The 15604-nt window shown below is 35.5% G+C and carries 18 protein-coding genes; 11 read left to right on the plus strand and 7 right to left on the minus strand.

The window, feature by feature from the left end:
- Positions 1-282 (plus strand): sigma-70 family RNA polymerase sigma factor (locus L1267_RS20300; RefSeq protein ID WP_235383925.1); only part of this gene is annotated, 282 nt, incomplete at its 5' end.
- A 1-nt stretch (position 283) separates the two neighbouring features.
- Entirely contained in the window at positions 284-820 is a 537-nt protein-coding gene (locus L1267_RS20305) for a hypothetical protein (RefSeq protein WP_235383926.1), read from the plus strand.
- A 60-nt stretch (positions 821-880) separates the two neighbouring features.
- Here the strand turns inward: L1267_RS20305 and L1267_RS20310 are convergent, their stop codons facing one another.
- Positions 881-1471 (minus strand): hypothetical protein, encoded by a 591-nt coding sequence (locus tag L1267_RS20310; RefSeq protein ID WP_235383927.1) that lies wholly within the window; start codon positions 1469-1471, stop codon positions 881-883.
- 261 nt (positions 1472-1732) lie between these two features.
- Between L1267_RS20310 and L1267_RS20315 the strand changes: the two genes are divergently transcribed.
- Positions 1733-3088 carry a hypothetical protein gene (locus tag L1267_RS20315; RefSeq protein WP_235383928.1) on the plus strand — a complete coding sequence of 452 codons (1356 nt, stop codon included), beginning with the start codon at positions 1733-1735 and terminating at the stop codon, positions 3086-3088.
- Here the strand turns inward: L1267_RS20315 and L1267_RS20320 are convergent.
- Complete coding sequence (locus L1267_RS20320; protein WP_235383929.1) at positions 3077-3793, minus strand: hypothetical protein; 717 nt, start codon at positions 3791-3793, stop codon at positions 3077-3079. The genes L1267_RS20315 and L1267_RS20320 overlap by 12 nt on opposite strands.
- 138 nt (positions 3794-3931) lie before the next feature.
- Between L1267_RS20320 and L1267_RS20325 the strand changes: the two genes are divergently transcribed.
- The 4 genes from L1267_RS20325 (at position 3932) to L1267_RS20340 (ending at position 7789) form a co-directional block, all read left to right on the plus strand.
- The gene (locus L1267_RS20325) at positions 3932-5593 is read left to right on the plus strand and encodes a DUF285 domain-containing protein (RefSeq protein WP_235383930.1); all 1662 of its coding nucleotides are present in this window, start codon (positions 3932-3934) and stop codon (positions 5591-5593) included.
- 88 nt (positions 5594-5681) lie between these two features.
- Positions 5682-5831 (plus strand): hypothetical protein, encoded by a 150-nt coding sequence (locus L1267_RS20330; protein WP_235383931.1) that lies wholly within the window; start codon positions 5682-5684, stop codon positions 5829-5831.
- A gap of 15 nt (positions 5832-5846) precedes the next feature.
- Entirely contained in the window at positions 5847-6968 is a 1122-nt protein-coding gene (locus L1267_RS20335) for a zincin-like metallopeptidase domain-containing protein (protein ID WP_235383932.1), read from the plus strand.
- Positions 6969-7360: 392 nt separating this feature from the next.
- A complete protein-coding gene (locus L1267_RS20340; protein WP_268842655.1) occupies positions 7361-7789 on the plus strand; it encodes a prepilin peptidase in 429 nt (142 codons plus the stop codon).
- Between the two features lie 326 nt (positions 7790-8115).
- Here L1267_RS20340 and L1267_RS20345 read toward each other — a convergent pair whose 3' ends face one another.
- A complete protein-coding gene (locus tag L1267_RS20345; protein WP_235383934.1) occupies positions 8116-8340 on the minus strand; it encodes a hypothetical protein in 225 nt (74 codons plus the stop codon).
- A gap of 155 nt (positions 8341-8495) precedes the next feature.
- On the opposite strand from L1267_RS20345, the gene L1267_RS20350 reads away from it, so the two are divergent.
- From L1267_RS20350 to L1267_RS20365, 4 genes are all read left to right on the plus strand, one after another.
- Positions 8496-9959, plus strand: coding sequence for a vWA domain-containing protein (locus tag L1267_RS20350; RefSeq protein ID WP_235383935.1), 1464 nt, complete (start codon positions 8496-8498; stop codon positions 9957-9959).
- 101 nt (positions 9960-10060) lie between these two features.
- Positions 10061-11332, plus strand: coding sequence for an ATP-binding protein (locus L1267_RS20355; RefSeq protein ID WP_235383936.1), 1272 nt, complete (start codon positions 10061-10063; stop codon positions 11330-11332).
- 151 nt (positions 11333-11483) lie between these two features.
- The gene (locus L1267_RS20360; protein WP_235383937.1) at positions 11484-12491 is read left to right on the plus strand and encodes an ankyrin repeat domain-containing protein; all 1008 of its coding nucleotides are present in this window, start codon (positions 11484-11486) and stop codon (positions 12489-12491) included.
- 104 nt (positions 12492-12595) lie between these two features.
- Positions 12596-12937 (plus strand): immunity protein YezG family protein, encoded by a 342-nt coding sequence (locus L1267_RS20365; protein ID WP_235383938.1) that lies wholly within the window; start codon positions 12596-12598, stop codon positions 12935-12937.
- 46 nt (positions 12938-12983) lie between these two features.
- Here the strand turns inward: L1267_RS20365 and L1267_RS20370 are convergent, their stop codons facing one another.
- The 4 genes from L1267_RS20370 to L1267_RS20385 all read right to left on the minus strand — a co-directional run bounded on the left by L1267_RS20370 (position 12984) and on the right by L1267_RS20385 (position 15525).
- A complete protein-coding gene (locus tag L1267_RS20370; RefSeq protein ID WP_235383939.1) occupies positions 12984-13409 on the minus strand; it encodes a hypothetical protein in 426 nt (141 codons plus the stop codon).
- A gap of 178 nt (positions 13410-13587) precedes the next feature.
- The gene (locus tag L1267_RS20375; protein ID WP_235383940.1) at positions 13588-14001 is read right to left on the minus strand and encodes a hypothetical protein; all 414 of its coding nucleotides are present in this window, start codon (positions 13999-14001) and stop codon (positions 13588-13590) included.
- A gap of 163 nt (positions 14002-14164) precedes the next feature.
- Positions 14165-14842: a hypothetical protein gene (locus L1267_RS20380; RefSeq protein WP_235383941.1), complete on the minus strand. Its 678-nt coding sequence runs from the start codon at positions 14840-14842 to the stop codon at positions 14165-14167.
- Between the two features lie 239 nt (positions 14843-15081).
- Positions 15082-15525, minus strand: coding sequence for a hypothetical protein (locus L1267_RS20385; protein ID WP_235383942.1), 444 nt, complete (start codon positions 15523-15525; stop codon positions 15082-15084).
- Between the last annotated feature and the right edge of the window lie 79 nt (positions 15526-15604).

Below are 15604 nucleotides of genomic sequence, written 5' to 3' on the forward strand. Positions count from 1 at the left end.
TCAGGTACAAATATTGTCTTATCTGGAAATGACAAGACGGAAGACAACTTCTTTAGCGCGGTAACAGAAGAGTCTCAAAAAACTTTAATTTATAAAGCAATCAAAACACTAAATTGCCGCGAGCAGGAAGTGCTTCGTAGCCGTTGGCTTGTTGATAGAGAAGATAAACGCAATTTAAATGAACTAGCTGATGAGTTTGGTGTTAGTGCTGAAAGGGTGCGCCAAATTGAAAAGAACGCCCTAAAAAAATTAAAGACTCATATTTTAGAGCAAGGACAATAATATGACTGATTTCAAGCCAACAACATTCCAAGATGCTTCTGATCATGCAAAAAATGTAACGTTGAAATTTTATCAAATTAGATTTTCAATTAACCTTACATTAGAGAACTTGTCTCTCTTATTGCATAATATAGTATACCAATGGAATAGCTTCTCTATGTACAGTTTAGATGAAAGTAATCTTAGTCTTGATAGTCAAGATCGAGATACGCTAATTGAGATAATGTACAAAATAGTTATGGGCAAACCTGTCCCTGATTACATGACTCCAGATCATAAAGAAATCTTTTTACTTACTTTAAAGCATAAACTTAACTTACTTAAAAACTCTGAACTTTATCGTGACTTCTTCTCGTTATCGGCGGTTAATGAAAGGGAAATGCACGTACTTGATAATCGCGCATCTTCAACAATTGATTTGGATGTAATTGATGGCGCAGTTGACTTTATTGAAATTCATGGGGAAAAGGATACTGTACAAAAAGTAACTGAATTTTTGAGCAAAAATAAAGAGCAGCTACTCAAATTTCTTAAATAGTTAAAATATGGCCCAAAAATGATTTTGGGCCATTATCAGTTAACCTGTCTTGATGCCAGCCTAGAATTTAAAGCCAATACCCGCAGAAATACTTGTGCCGTAACTTAAGTCTTCAACAGCTAAAGTTAAATAATTTTTCTTCGCGTATTCATAATTCATTTCTAAGCCAACACGTAATTCATCTGAAAGTGACTTACCTTTCAGATCGTCATAGCGTACTGATAACTCCAGCTTTGTATTGTGAACAACTTTACCACTCCCAAGCACAAACTCAGCACTCGCACCTGTTTCACTTTCAATGCCATTGCTATGCATTAATCCAAGTGACGGCTTTAAATATAGATTGTAAGGAGCTAATTCTACAAGGTAATTCGCGGCTAGTCGGTATTGTGTTAGATCTTCACCATCTAAGCTAATATTTTCGATTTCACCTTCAGCGCCAAGAGCACCTTCAATACCGTGTTCTACTTTTAAAAAATAACCATTCTCACTCTTCTGATCATCTAAATCATAAAGTGATAAGCCTAGCTCTAATGTTGTATCAACACTGTGTTCCTGATGTCTGTAGTGGTTAGTTTTATGAACAGCTGCAAATGCGCTTGTAGTAGTTAACGAAAGAAGTAATACCGAAGATAAAAGTGATTTTTTCATTTTAATTCCTAATGCTATTATAGAAAACTTAATTCAATTTAAGATTACGGGCGGAGGTTACATTAAAATTTGATAAAATGCATTTAATTTTACGCTTTATTTTCAATATCTTTTTTTTGACAAAAAGGTATTGAGACGATAGTATGTTAAAACGACAATAGATAGAATTTTCACATGGTCCACATATTTCACTCACAAATTAATAATGAGCAACAAGAAGTAGTTCGACGAATTACGAGGCTAAAAAGCCCGACACTTTATGTGAGCTTTTCTGATGTTCATAATTCAACTGACAGAATAGAATGCACCTTTTACGCAAAATCTAAGAAAAAGGCAAAAGAGAAAGGGGTAACAATTTGCGAAGCTGTATTTAAAACAGATGATATCAAAACTTTTTTTTCTACACTTTGTGCTACCTACATAAAAGCCACCAGCACAGGTAAAAAGCTAATTGTATTGTATAACCAGATGAGAGATGAGCCTAACGTTCCATCTAAGGCATATAATCTTATCTCATCATTTTGCTCCAAGTATATTTATGCATGTATCGGTGGAAATACAGTATGTTTAGAAGAAGTCCTGAGAGAATCTTCCTACGACGCTAAGCATTTCTATAGTATAGTCGAGCACAGTCTTATAAAGACACATGAATTAGTACCTACTGTAGAACACTACTTGTCTCTTGATACAAGCACTGAAAAACTAGAGTTTTTGTGCGAGCAGTTTGAAAACCTCTTACGTACACCACACTACTCCTTTTCTAACCAGAACACCGTGGGCGGACTTTTTGTAATTACATTATTAAATCAAGATTACGAAGTCGGTATTAAGTTTTTGAAGTTCGTTTCAATGAATAAAATGCAATCTTCGCTACTCTTTTCAGAGTATGAATTTATACCGCCAAATTCATTTCTCTATGAGTACCTAGCTGATAAATTTAAGACTAAAGAAAATATCCTTACAGATTTCGCAATCCTTTGCGAGGTCCCTTTTGAATATCACTTACAGTATGCACAAATTGTGATTGATAACCTTTATAAAAATTCAAAGAATGAATTTTTAGACGTTTATTCATCTGATCTTATTCCCATATGCATATCAGCTACACCAAATGCAAACGAAGAAAATGCTGAAGAACTTTTTAACCCGGCTGTTTCTGAAAAGTTTATTCTTCAAGTATTCTATATGTTTATTGAGCACAACAAAAATGAGACTTATGATATAGATGAGCTTGTTCGTATATTCTGTGAAAAAATAGTCAAAGGTTACTTAGATAGAAAACCTCCCCTTTTGAAACTTAAAAGAGTCAATGGGTTGATGTCTTTAATTTCAAACGATGCTAATAACGATTTCTCCTTGAAATCGAAAAGTGAAATAAAGTTATTAGTAGAATTCCTTGTAGATTACTCAGGAACTTCAAAGGATCATGACTATGCTGTCTATGCCTTAAATACTCTCCTAAACGCAGGTAAAGGTGAAGTAGCCCTGCACTTAAATGATCATAAAGAATTCGATTTATGGCTCGACATTTTTGAGCTAAGCATGACAGAAGCCCTTCAGGTATCAGAACTCAGCCCTGAAGCTAAAAGATACTTACTTTCTAAGTCAGCCTATTAAGGCTGACGAATAGTATTTATGCATACTTGTTAAGATATATTGTCTTTGCCACAAAGGAAATGTCGATAAATCGGAGAGAAGAACACTGCGACCATCACTTTTTAAATAAACCGTACATAACATAGTTACACCCGGCCCCACAAAGCTTGGTAAGGTTTTTATGAACTGTAAAAACTCGCTGAGTTTAGTTTCGCTTTTCTTTAGCCCTAACAATAAGCGTGGTGAGTTTTCAATATCCATTTGAAATTCAAACTCAGAAAATGTGCTTAATAATGCTAAAACCATATCGAACTTCTGTTCAATTATTAATAGTGATATAACCCAACTTTTGAATGAATCTTGTTCTTCCTTCGAGTGTTTTATTAATTGTAAAACTGAAGAAATAAGAATTTCTAATTCTGGGCTCACATCATTTTCAATTACGTTTAAATAAAAGAACTTTTGAGTAAAGCATTTACAGTCAACATTTATATCTTCAAAAATACTGACAATCAGGCTGCATTTTTGATTTATGTATAATTCATAAAGAACTTTCGCCACGGCATCTTCTATTTCAATCTCACATTCTAACAATATTGTCTTTAAGTAGTCAGAAAATTCCGTTACATCAGAACCTAAAACTCTGACTTTTTTTTCAATATCAGTTAGTATGTCATCTATTTGAAAATTCTTGTCCCCAATATCATTAATTACAACCTTTTTCATAAAAAACAATCTCATATGATATTCTACTTATACCTATTCTCAGAAATATATCACACTTTCTAAACATTGCACACAGGTACAGGATTTACATCATTTAGAATGTGCTTCAATACTATTTACTATAAAATTGAGGTGGTTATGTTTAAAAAAACGGTATTACTTGCGTCACTAATTCCAGTAATGGCAAGCGCAAATATTAATAACTTAACAACAGATAAGAATGGTTTTACCTACAGATTCCCATTTATGGCCAGTGAAACCGATCCTTCTGATGGTACTGATACAACTGAAGACTTGCCGACTGAATGTTCGGATGGAAGACCTGCAATTACACGAGGCGAACTAGATGCTATGATTGCCGTCGGTGATGATGTCTCAAATGTCTGTACAATCGCCATTACAGATATGAGTTGGCTATTTAAGGATAACGCCACCTTTGATCAGAGAATTGATACTTGGAACACATCAAACGTAACAACAATGGAAGGTATGTTCTATAACGCGACTAATTTTTGTAGCGGTTGCGCACCAGCACCTTATGAAGAAGAAGGAGCGCCAAGTATTAATAATTGGAACGTATCTAAGGTAACAAACATGGCTTACATGTTTTATGGCACCCAATCTATGGCATCAGGCTTAACTAAATGGGATGTTTCTAATGTACAAACAATGGATTATATGTTTTTTGATGCAGTATACCCTCATACTCTGAATGATTGGAACACTGCTAGTTTGACATCAATGGAGGGTATTTTTGGTGGTTCAGGTACACCAGATGATTACTTTATGTCTGCAAGCATATACACGAATACAGAGCTTAGTAATTGGGACACATCTAAAGTAACTAACATGAAGCATGCTTTTAAAGCTAACTATGCATTTAATGCTGATATTAGCTCTTGGAATACTTCTCAAGTGAGAACCATGGAAGGCACGTTTATGGGCGCCGCTAGCTTTAATCAGAACTTAGACTCTTGGAACACTTCAAACCTAACCAACATCAAAGATATCTTCTACGCAACATCAAGTTATTCCCCGCATGATTCTCTAAGTGTCAATGGATGGGATACATCGAACATAACTAATATGGAAAATGCGTTCAGGTATTCAAATTATTCCGGCGATCTATCTAACTGGGACATGAGCCGAGTAGAGAATACCAAATTCATGTTCTTTCAAGCTAAGTTCAGTGGTGACATCCCAAACTGGAGATTTGCTAATCTAAAAGAAGCTGACGGTATGTTCAGTGAGTCGTTATATACAAGTACTCGTAATGATGGCTATTGGGACTTAAGCGGCTGGGATTTAACTGGCTCTACGAGCGTGAGCGGCATGTTTAGAGATATTTATGAAGGTGGTACTTTTAATCTAAATAACTGGAACCTATCTACAGTAAAAGATGCCTCTGAGATGTTTGCTCGATCATACACTCTAGATCCAACATTACAAAACGTTAACTGGGGTTCTCTGGAAAATGTAGAAGGTATGTTTAGCGAAGCTAATGCAGCAACATCAAGTAATCTTGATCTTGCAAATTGGAATGTATCTTCAGTTAAAAATTTCAACAATATGTTTAAAGGTTCAACCGGTATTTTTGAAGAAGATGAGCTTAATACTCTTAGCGGTTGGAACGTATCAAGCGCGACATCAATGGATGGAATGTTTCAAGATAGCGTCTATATGAACCTTGATCTGACTAGCTGGGATGTATCTAATGTCAACTCATGGTCAAATTTTTATACGGGTACACGCCTAGAACATTACGGCAATTTGGATTATCTACCTACAAAGTTTAGATAATTCTATTAATACTTACCCTTAGATCCTATCAATGATAGGATCTAATTTTAATGCTTATGATATAATAATTTTAGTAAGAGGTATTTTTATGAATAACAATTCAAATGAACAGTTAGATGATGAGTTTGATCCAAGCGTTCAGAAAACATTCCTTTCTTCTGTTACTGAAGAAGAAGCCAAAATGTTCCCTGAATATGATGGTGTTAACGACCCAGTCTCACTAGACGAAGCAGAATAATTATAAGGTAAAGTTATGGCCGGTAAACGATACGCAAAGAAAGCAGATAAACGCAATATGTACGAAGAAACTCTTCGTAATCTGGTTACTATCATGGACAAAGGAACACTCCCTTGGTCAAAAGGACGCCTTGAAGGGCTAGGTTCACCTTCTCCAGCGAATTTCAATACCGGCAAACGTTACAAAGGATTTAACGTCATCAATCTATTATGTATCAGTATGGAAAATGACTTTAAAAGTAACTTTTTCATTACGTACAATCAGGCGTTAAACGTTGCAGGACTAAACAGAAAAGATAAAGACCTTATTGAAAAAAGCCCTTTATCCGGTCAGAAAAGTGTAGGCCACGTTACATACTGGGGTTGCTTAACAAAAGATGCCGATGGTAAACCTTGGTTTGTAATTGAGAATGGTAAAAAGCGAACTATGCCAACGCCCCAAGAAGTGAAGGACGAGAAGTTAAAGCAAAATTGGTTCCTCCGAGATACCGCCATTTTTGGATTTGAGCAATTAGATCAAGAAAAAATTCCTCAAGCATGGCTTGAAAAAAGAAACATGGTTGAGAAGACAATCAATAAAGATATGTTAAACAACCAAAACGATGACGTTATTATCGCAACTGCGGTTAAAAAGATGATTGATCGTCTCGGTGTTAAAGTTGAACACTCGCCAATGACAAAAACACCTTGTTTTAAGCCAAGCTTAGACAAAATTTGTATGCCACCTAAAAACATGTACGAAGATAATGCACGTTACTATCATACATTGTTTCATGAATTGACACATGCAACAGGAGCTTCTCATAGGCTCGATAGAGAGTCTGTCAGGGATTATGGAATGTCTGATGAGGTAAGAGCTTACGAAGAGCTTGTAGCAGAGCTGGGCGGCGTTTTTATGGCGATTGAGCTGGGCACTAAGCCAATTACTATTGATAACTTACAAAACCATGCTTCATACATTAAGAGCTGGCATAGCTTATTAGCTGACAACTTAAACAATGGTGACTGTAAGATCTTACACAAAGCTTGTTCTGAAGCCGAAAAAGCAGTGTCTTTCTTGCTCGATGGGCCTGAATTGAAGAATCAAAAGAAAATGAAAGTCGTAAAAGAAAATGATGACAATGGCCTTACGCCTTGAACACTCTAATACCTAATTAAAATCGCCCTAAGTCCTATTAGTGGCGATTTTTTCTAAATTAACTCATCAACGTACAAACAACTATGAATATTACTCTACTTTTCTTTACAGTGTCATTACTACTCTGCCCTATCATAATCAGACTGATGTTCAATTTACCAAACCGAATACTCGACATAAGCGACCATTTTTTTACTAGTCCTTTTGACACCCGCATTCCATGCATATTACAGAATATGCCTTTTTTCCCTTCGATACTTTCGTATTTTAAAAACTGTAAGATCGGCAATCAAACAAACAGCTGGTTTATCTTATTCATCGAGATACTATTCATTTCAAGCTCCACAACAACGTACCTTTTAACTGAAGATTGGTTTTTTACATTGCTTTCAATGGGCTTATTTCTATTAGCAGTTATAGATCATCGCACGATGTTACTACCTGACGCTTTAATCTACCCACTAATATCAGTTGTCTTTATTCATTGCCTTATATTTACTCCTGAAAACATTGTAAACACAGCCTTTAGCGCTTTAGCCGGGTTCCTATTCTTGTATTCTATTTCTTACGCTCATAAATTAGCGAGAGGCGTACATGCGATTGGATTTGGTGACTTCAAATTATTTGCTCTTCTTGGTGCCATACTAGGCTATTCTAGTCTCATAAATCTATTAGCTGTCTCATCGATAATAGGTGTGTTTTATGTACTTACTTTACAGCTAGCATTTAAAACCAAGAACAATAAAATCCCTTTTGGTCCGCCAATAATACTTGCTGCTTGGGTAATTTACGCGCTTGAGTTTGACCCATTTTTACTATAAAATGAACACATACTTAACACAAAGACTCTACATTTATCATGTCTCAAGCCAACAACAAAATGGGTTTTGATGGTGTCGTTTGGAGGCCTATACCTAAGACGAAAAGACCTTCAAATAAGTCCTCTAAGACTACGAGCGATACTCAACTATATCTAGTCCGAGAGCAATGGGAAATAGAAATCGTTGGTTTAAATAGCATGGGGCAATTTGATCTACAAAATGCGACGATCCAAAACCCTACTTTTTGGGCTAACATGAACTAACGCTCTCATAACAATAAAAGCCACATAGTGGCTTTTATTTTATATACATTACCGAATTAAAAATTAATCCATTGGTTGTCGTAAAATTTCACTGCACGTTTTTCTAAATTTACCTTTATTTTCTTTATTAGAGAAAAATCGGTAAGCTGTAACAGGCCAGAAAATAGAATAAAGCAGACCTTTCCAGAATGGAATTTTATTTTCTTCATTTAACGTCTTACTGTACATTTGCAGGATTGCAAACATAATCCCAGAACCCGCCGAAATAATCAAAAATAGGATATGCATAAACACCTCTACATCAAAGATCAGTTAATATCTAATGTATATATACCTTAACTTTTTTAAAGTTCAAAGAACTAAATCACTTTATCTTTTTATGTTGCATTTAACCTTGAAACTTGATAATATACATACATCAACATCATTTAAGGCTCTCTACCATGGAAAATGAAAATCTAAGTAACGAACAATTGAAAAAAGTACAAGATCAAATCGCAATTGCTCGAGTACTTATGCGCGATGAATCGCCTTTTTTCGGAATTATTGCCCAAGACTTACAAATGATCCCTGCTCCGCAGCACATGCAACACATTGTTCGCACACTAGCGGTAACACCTACAGGTCTTTGTATGTACAATCCTAGCTATGTGCATCAATTAGATTTTGAAGAAGTATGTGGTGTACTAGCTCATGAAGGTTTGCACCCAGCTCTAGACTTTTTTGGCCGCTTTCAAGGTCGCGATCTTGATACAGCAAACCGAGCTCATGACTACGCTATTAATCTTGTCATCAAGGATGAAGGTGGTAAATTATTTAAGTTACCTAAAGGAGTTCTTCTAAACGAAAAGTTTCGTAATCTTAGTGCCGAAGAAATCTATTTTATTCTCGAAGAGGATAAACAGAAAAAGCAAAAAGGTAACCCGCAAGACGGTCAACAAGGCAACCCTCAAGACAGCCAGCAAGGCGGTCAACAAGGCAACCCTCAAGACAACCAGCAAGGCGGTCAACAAGGTAACCCTCAAGATAACCAGCAAGGCGGTCAACAAGGTAACCCTCAAGACAGCCAGCAAGACGGTCAACAAAGTGATTTAACACCTCAAGGCAATGAATATAATCTTGAGGGTGATATCAATCAAGATATCATTGATGCTATTGAAAGAGAGTTCTACGGCGAGTCTGGTAACCGCCCAACCGAAAATGAGCTACGCGAAAAACGAGAAAATGCAAAAGCTCGCTGGCGGGATACTCTTGAGCAGGCTTATGTTGAAAATAACCGCTCAGGTAAAGGTAACTTACCTAGCTGGATGGTAACTGAAATTGAAGGTATTCTAAACCCTAAGTTATCGTTCAAAAAAATGTTACAACGTTTTTTTGGTAAGTTTGGCGCAAAAACAAGACGTACTTATGCTAAACCAAACCGCAGAAACCTATTTCAGCCTAATATGTTTCCACTACCGGGTAAACGTGGATCGCAGCCAAGCTTATATCTATTACTTGATACAAGTGGTTCTATGTGGGATCCAGAAGGTTTTGATCTAGTTAAGGGCGCTCTTGGCATCATTAAAAACCTCGTTAACAACGGCGGTTATCGCGTCAGAATTATCATGTGTGATACCGAAGTAAAAGAAGATTTAGATTTTGATCAAGTACAAAAAGTAATTGCTCAAAAAAACCTAAAAGCTTTAGGTGGCGGCGGCTCAGATTTTAGGGATGCTTTTGATTATATTTGGAAAGATGCGTTATATAACAATAATGCTCAAGCACCTATTATTTGCATTACAGATGGTTACATTGATGTACCTGAAAAGCAGGCTAAAATGCGTACTTCTACAGCATGGGTAACACCAAAAGGTGTTAAACCTCCAACAACAAAATGGGGCGATCATATGGAGATGATTCTTTAATATCTTTTTTTTGTAAAAACTATTGCAATACACAACGTATTGCAATATACTTAACTCATAAACTGAAAACAGCATAAAACAACTCTCAGAAAGGTTTAATTATGAACAAAGTAAATTACGACATCTTAAATCAAATTCCTTACACAGAAGAAGGTCGTTTGTCGGCTCTTATCATTCAAGGTCGTCCGGGCATCGGTAAAACACATATTGCAAACTCGATTATCCGAAATAATCATGTGCGAATCCCTATGGCAACCAAGACTCCTGAATCTTTTGGTGCTTATCCGCTACCTGTTCGAGATGTTGTAATGGTTTCTCTTCGAAATGAAAAAGGTGAACTGGTTCTTGATGAAAATAATAATGAGCAGCAGGTTGAAAAAGAAGTTTTCCGTGTTGAGCAAGCTCTGTCAGAGTCGGTAGTTGAACCTTTACTAGAGCGTAACATTGGTGATGATTTTGGTGTCCTAATCTTTGATGACGTAACCCTTGGTGATCCACAATTACAGTCTGCAATTCTTGAAATTGTTCAGTTTGGTGTTATCGCAAATGAAAAATTAGGCCGAAATGTACTAATCATCCTTACTGGTAATGGCACTTCAGATGGTTCATACGCTGTTGAGTGGTCTAAAGCACTTCTTGGTCGCTCATTACTAATTGATTTTGAACCTGATTTTGATTATTGGCTTAACCTAGACTCAAACCAAGATGTTGATCCGGTTGTTGTGGGCTTCTTAAAAGATTTCCCTGATTTCTTTGCTCCAGAAGTAGATTGTGAAAATACAACTGATGAAAGCGGCAAGACACCTTCTCCTCGTGACTATACTCGACTTGGCTTAGCATTAACTAAACTCGGCGGTTATAAAGCGTTTTCGCCTAACTTCTTGTTTAAAACTGTTCTACAGTATGCATCATCATTCATCGGTAAAAAAGCCGGTGCTGCATTCAAACAATATGCTGATAACTTTAATGTATATCCAACGGCAGAAGAACTATTTCAAGATGCCGCTACATGGGAATCTGTACCAGCAGAGAAAAAGCAAATGCTTTCAGGTTGTATCGCGGTAGTTTTCGCATTGCGTAACTACGGTGTAAAACTGCTAGAACAGAATCTTGATAACCCTGATAAATGCTTTCAAATCGTAACGACGATGCTTAACCGCACTCGCTTAATTGCTGAACATAACCGTGAAGTTGTTGCTTATATGCTATCTTACTTCCTTACATGGGCAACTGACTCTGAGTTTGAAAAAGAACGCCAAAATGTTGTCCTTTCAACGTGTGATGTTTTAACTTCAGACGAATACAAGGAAGACAAAGACTTCAATAATTTCGTAGATGCCCTGTGGCGTGTTCGTCAACAAATTTCGAAGTAATTCATTCTGAGAGTTACCCGTAATAACGGGTAATAACCAAAAACCCTGCTCATCGTAAAGCAGGGTTTTTTTATCTTTTTTTTGCTTAAAATATATTGAAATTATTTCTTTAACTCTGTAAAATTATAAAAAAATAAAGGGCATTATAAGTATGAATTCATCTCAATTATCTCAACTTCTTTTTGAACTATACAACACTGAAACTCCAGAAGATGAACGGAAAAAGCTTTTGCTGACTTCTATTGCCGATTGTGAAATTAATGATTATTTAGTGGCTGCAAACTTCCTATTTAATGTCGTTAATTTTGATTTCCTTGATGCTTTACAGAAAGATAAGGTCATGTTGAGCATTATAGGTAAAATAAATTCTATACAAGAACTTACATTTGATGCTGGCACTAACTTAGCCATGTTATTTGCTGAACGGAATGAAATTGGAATTTCTGTCAAATTGATTGAAGCAGGGATCTCTATTGAGAGTCAAAATACGGGTGGAGATACCATTCTGTTCTATGCTGTTTTAAGTAATAAACTTGAAAATATCACAACACTCGAAAGTATTGGTGCTTCATTTAACCTAAATGAAAAACAGCAAGCGAACCTAATTCACACGGCTTGCGCTAATGGTAATTTAGAGATAATTAAGTATCTTTTAGATAAGGGTATTTCACCTACTATTAAAGACTCGTTTAATAAAAATTGTCTGGAAACTATTTCACTCTACTCGGATTCGCCTGATGTTATGAATTTCATGTTTTCTTATTTTGATCAAGATAAGATTGACTCATCTCAGCTTTTACATAATTGTATCATCAATGAAAATAACTTATGCACCACATTGCTACTTGAAAAAGGCATTGCCTCTGAGTTTTTTGATCGCGACACTTCCCCCGGCGATATTTTTGAGCATGCATTTCAGGATTTCATTTCTGACGGTAAAAACCAAATTCAGGAAAATGATGAAGAACTAGTCAAAGGAAAATGCGCACTTTACATTATGAAGAGAGACTATGAGCTAACGGATTTCTTAAGTTTATCCAAAGAGCCTAAACATATTAAATTCCTTTGTAATATCTACAAATCTACCCCCATGCAGCTATTAAGACTGGACCTAGATGATGACACTAAACGAGTTATTAAGCTGGCATTCGCCTACTGACAGTTAAAAGACCATCTCAGATCAAGTCGGTAATTAATTATCCCGGTTATGTTATACTATAGGATAGATGAATAATAAAATATAAAACGGGAGTTCAAACTGAAATGACTATAGATGACATTTACGCAAAGATAGCACATAACATATCTAATACAATAGAAAATGATTGGGCTGTCGCCAGTATAGACTGTGAGCTATCTGAAGGTGCTGGTAGATTCAAATGTGTATACAAGGAAGATAATGACTCTGTTGTTGATTATGACTTTGATATCAGTTTTAAAACATTCGAGGCTTTTGAGAATTTGCATAAAATAACTACGGAAAGAGGTGAAAATAATTGGAATCGAGCAAAATTCACTCTATATCGAACAGGGAAATTTAATGTCGATTTTGCATGGGATCAAAGTTTAGATGATGAACTTAGAGAAGCCAGCACTTTTTATTAAGTGTTGGCTATCGTTCCATGTTAAGTACAAATCTTCACATCGGCCCTTATTTTTTTACTTCTAACTTAATTTGTTCCATTTGCTTGATTACCGAATTTGATAACGATATTAAGTCATTCTGTTTCTTGCTATAGAATTGCTCGGCTTTTATGGTATCTTTATTTAGTTTTCGCCTTAATCTCGCAATCTCTTCGCGCTGTTCTTCATGCGATTTCTTATAGCTATCCCTTTTAGATGAAAACTTAACTATTGCGCTAATATAAATCCATAAAAATATGATATTTGCAGCTATGAATGCATATTGCTCTGACAAAAATCCAAACGCAATCCAGTTAGTTGCTGCAAAGCAACCCAACACCCGGCCGATAACCACCTTATTATTGCTGAGCAAATATGCGCACGAAATAGAAAATATGTTAATTAACCAAGGATAAAGCTTCAGCCAGTATTGCAAATCAAAATCTAGAAACATCTTATAAATTCTTACTAAAATTGGAGAACGGATTATATATTTAATAATAAATCTAGCAACCATTTTTAGGTTAAAATTTCATTACTTTAAAAGTTATCAGTGGTAATAAAAAACCTATAGAGAGCATAACTTTATTGCAAACTCTATAGGTATCTAAGACATGAAGTGTCGATCGGATTTATCGAATTCTTGTTGGGTGTCTTTTTGAAAGTAGTTTATTGACTTGGTCTTCACTTAGAAATGATTTGAGCTCTGTTGACATTTGCTCTTGTAAGGTTTTTGCATAAGCCTTAACTTCATTTCTATATTTTTCTTGTACAGCTTTTAGTTGCTTATATTGATCTTCTGACAGCTGCATGTCTTTCATAAAGAGTTGCTTTCGCTGTTCACGTGTAAGACGCGCTGGTAGCGTTTGCACTTTCATATAAGCTTCTTTTTTTACCTCGCGGCCCTGCTCCATTTCAGCAGCTTTGACCTCTTCAACAGCAACAGACTCTTTTACTTGTTCTTGGGCCATTTCATTATTTTGAGCATTTACTGAAAATGCAGCACTTGCTGCTAACATTAAACCTAAAATTAGTTTTGTTTTCATTGATAATACAACCTTATTTTACTTTAAAACAGGGCCACTCTATCATCGAATTACAACTCAGTATGTCAAGTTTTGTATGCAAATCAACTTTTATGACATAACTCTCATTAATAATCATTTATGGCACCATTATGCCCATAAAAGTTGTTCACTTGCATGTTTTCTATGCTAAGGATTTCAAGATATCACTTCGTTTCTTTGGCGTAACTCCCTTTAATCTCATAATGTCACTGAATGTCTTGCCTATAACATTCAAAACATAGGTTTTTTCATAGATTGCTCTTCCACTATTTAAATACTTTACGATCAAGGAGTCATTAGCCGCATTTTTTATTGCGATCAATCTCATTAAGAAAGTAAGATCAGTCGCAATATATACACCACTTTCAACCCTGTCTCGCACTACAACTGAGTCTACATCCGCGCCTGTAAGATATGAGAAGAATGCTACCTCTTTCTTTAGATTAAGAGACATCATATCACCCTTCCCTGATATAAAGTCGTATCCATTACATCGCTGGATTGCATTATCAATAAATCCTGAAAAGGTACGTTTGTCAGAGTATGCATCAGCTAGTAAGAGAAGAAAACGTGTCTTGTAGGTAAATTTAGCAGCCGCATCAATGTCTTTGTCTAAATTTACGGTTAAAGATGTGCCCAATACATAATCTAACATACACCCAACAATATGCTCTATTGCACTATCTGTATTTGGTAGCTGGTAAAGGCTTGAATAGTTATCTAATTTTTTATCAAATGGCACATCACTTTTCCATATCATATTCTCGATATGCTCTAATGGTGTAAGGTGACTTTTTTGGTTCTTAGAACTAGATGACATAACGTAAACCCTGTTGGTAATTTAATGAGCAGTTTATCACATAAAAAGATAATTTAGTAGCGATATTACTAAATACCTCTCATTATTTGTTATTCGTTATGTAAGTAACAAAATTTTATTGGTAAGCTCATGATGTTCTTGGTTCTTTTTAGTTGCTTTGATTTTTTTAAAATTCACTTAAAGTAACTCAAAACATCTCGAATTTAATTTCATATTTTACCTCCTCAGTTCAAATCCGCTTATTTAAGCGGATTTTCTATTGCTGATTTATTCCATTTGTCACTTATATACGTGAACAACTGACACTCACTGCTCCAATATGCATGCTCCCCACTTTCACTGCGGTACATAAATGATGCATCTGTTACTTGGCAGTTAATATTTTCGCAAAACGAATAATTAATTAAGCGACCATGATAACTATCAGAATCACATGACTTAAGTAATTCCTCATTAATTAAACTTAATGGAGCACACACACATTCTTTAGCTTTGCTAAAGGCCAGCTGGTAAAACAAAACATCACTAGTTTTAAACTTTTCAACTCTGTAGTTTGGCTTTCTCACTTGTATATAATCGGTCTTTACATCTACCGCTAAAGGATTAGCAAATTCTTTCAAAACCCCACTAGATAACTGTATAACAGCTCTAACTAATCCGTTTTTTTCATCTATGTATAACATATCAAAGCACCGTATTTATTTAATTTAGCATTCATTGTTTATCATCATGCTTAAAATATGTAAATATTTACCTGAAATA

Origin of the sequence: Pseudoalteromonas sp. OFAV1 (assembly GCF_021532595.1) — a bacterium.
GTDB classification, from domain to species: domain Bacteria; phylum Pseudomonadota; class Gammaproteobacteria; order Enterobacterales; family Alteromonadaceae; genus Pseudoalteromonas; species Pseudoalteromonas lipolytica_C.

Bases quoted from the DNA above. Each gene is read 5' to 3' on its own strand.
- L1267_RS20305 (WP_235383926.1), top strand. From the start codon at position 284: ATGACTGATTTCAAGCCAACAACATTCCAAGATGCTTCTGATCATGCA.
- L1267_RS20310 (WP_235383927.1), bottom strand. From the start codon at position 1,471: ATGAAAAAATCACTTTTATCTTCGGTATTACTTCTTTCGTTAACTACT.
- L1267_RS20320 (WP_235383929.1), bottom strand. From the start codon at position 3,793: ATGAAAAAGGTTGTAATTAATGATATTGGGGACAAGAATTTTCAAATA.
- L1267_RS20325 (WP_235383930.1), top strand. From the start codon at position 3,932: ATGTTTAAAAAAACGGTATTACTTGCGTCACTAATTCCAGTAATGGCA.
- L1267_RS20330 (WP_235383931.1), top strand. From the start codon at position 5,682: ATGAATAACAATTCAAATGAACAGTTAGATGATGAGTTTGATCCAAGC.
- L1267_RS20335 (WP_235383932.1), top strand. From the start codon at position 5,847: ATGGCCGGTAAACGATACGCAAAGAAAGCAGATAAACGCAATATGTAC.
- L1267_RS20340 (WP_268842655.1), top strand. From the start codon at position 7,361: ATGGGCTTATTTCTATTAGCAGTTATAGATCATCGCACGATGTTACTA.
- L1267_RS20345 (WP_235383934.1), bottom strand. From the start codon at position 8,340: ATGCATATCCTATTTTTGATTATTTCGGCGGGTTCTGGGATTATGTTT.
- L1267_RS20350 (WP_235383935.1), top strand. From the start codon at position 8,496: ATGGAAAATGAAAATCTAAGTAACGAACAATTGAAAAAAGTACAAGAT.
- L1267_RS20355 (WP_235383936.1), top strand. From the start codon at position 10,061: ATGAACAAAGTAAATTACGACATCTTAAATCAAATTCCTTACACAGAA.
- L1267_RS20360 (WP_235383937.1), top strand. From the start codon at position 11,484: ATGAATTCATCTCAATTATCTCAACTTCTTTTTGAACTATACAACACT.
- L1267_RS20365 (WP_235383938.1), top strand. From the start codon at position 12,596: ATGACTATAGATGACATTTACGCAAAGATAGCACATAACATATCTAAT.
- L1267_RS20370 (WP_235383939.1), bottom strand. From the start codon at position 13,409: ATGTTTCTAGATTTTGATTTGCAATACTGGCTGAAGCTTTATCCTTGG.
- L1267_RS20375 (WP_235383940.1), bottom strand. From the start codon at position 14,001: ATGAAAACAAAACTAATTTTAGGTTTAATGTTAGCAGCAAGTGCTGCA.
- L1267_RS20380 (WP_235383941.1), bottom strand. From the start codon at position 14,842: ATGTCATCTAGTTCTAAGAACCAAAAAAGTCACCTTACACCATTAGAG.
- L1267_RS20385 (WP_235383942.1), bottom strand. From the start codon at position 15,525: ATGTTATACATAGATGAAAAAAACGGATTAGTTAGAGCTGTTATACAG.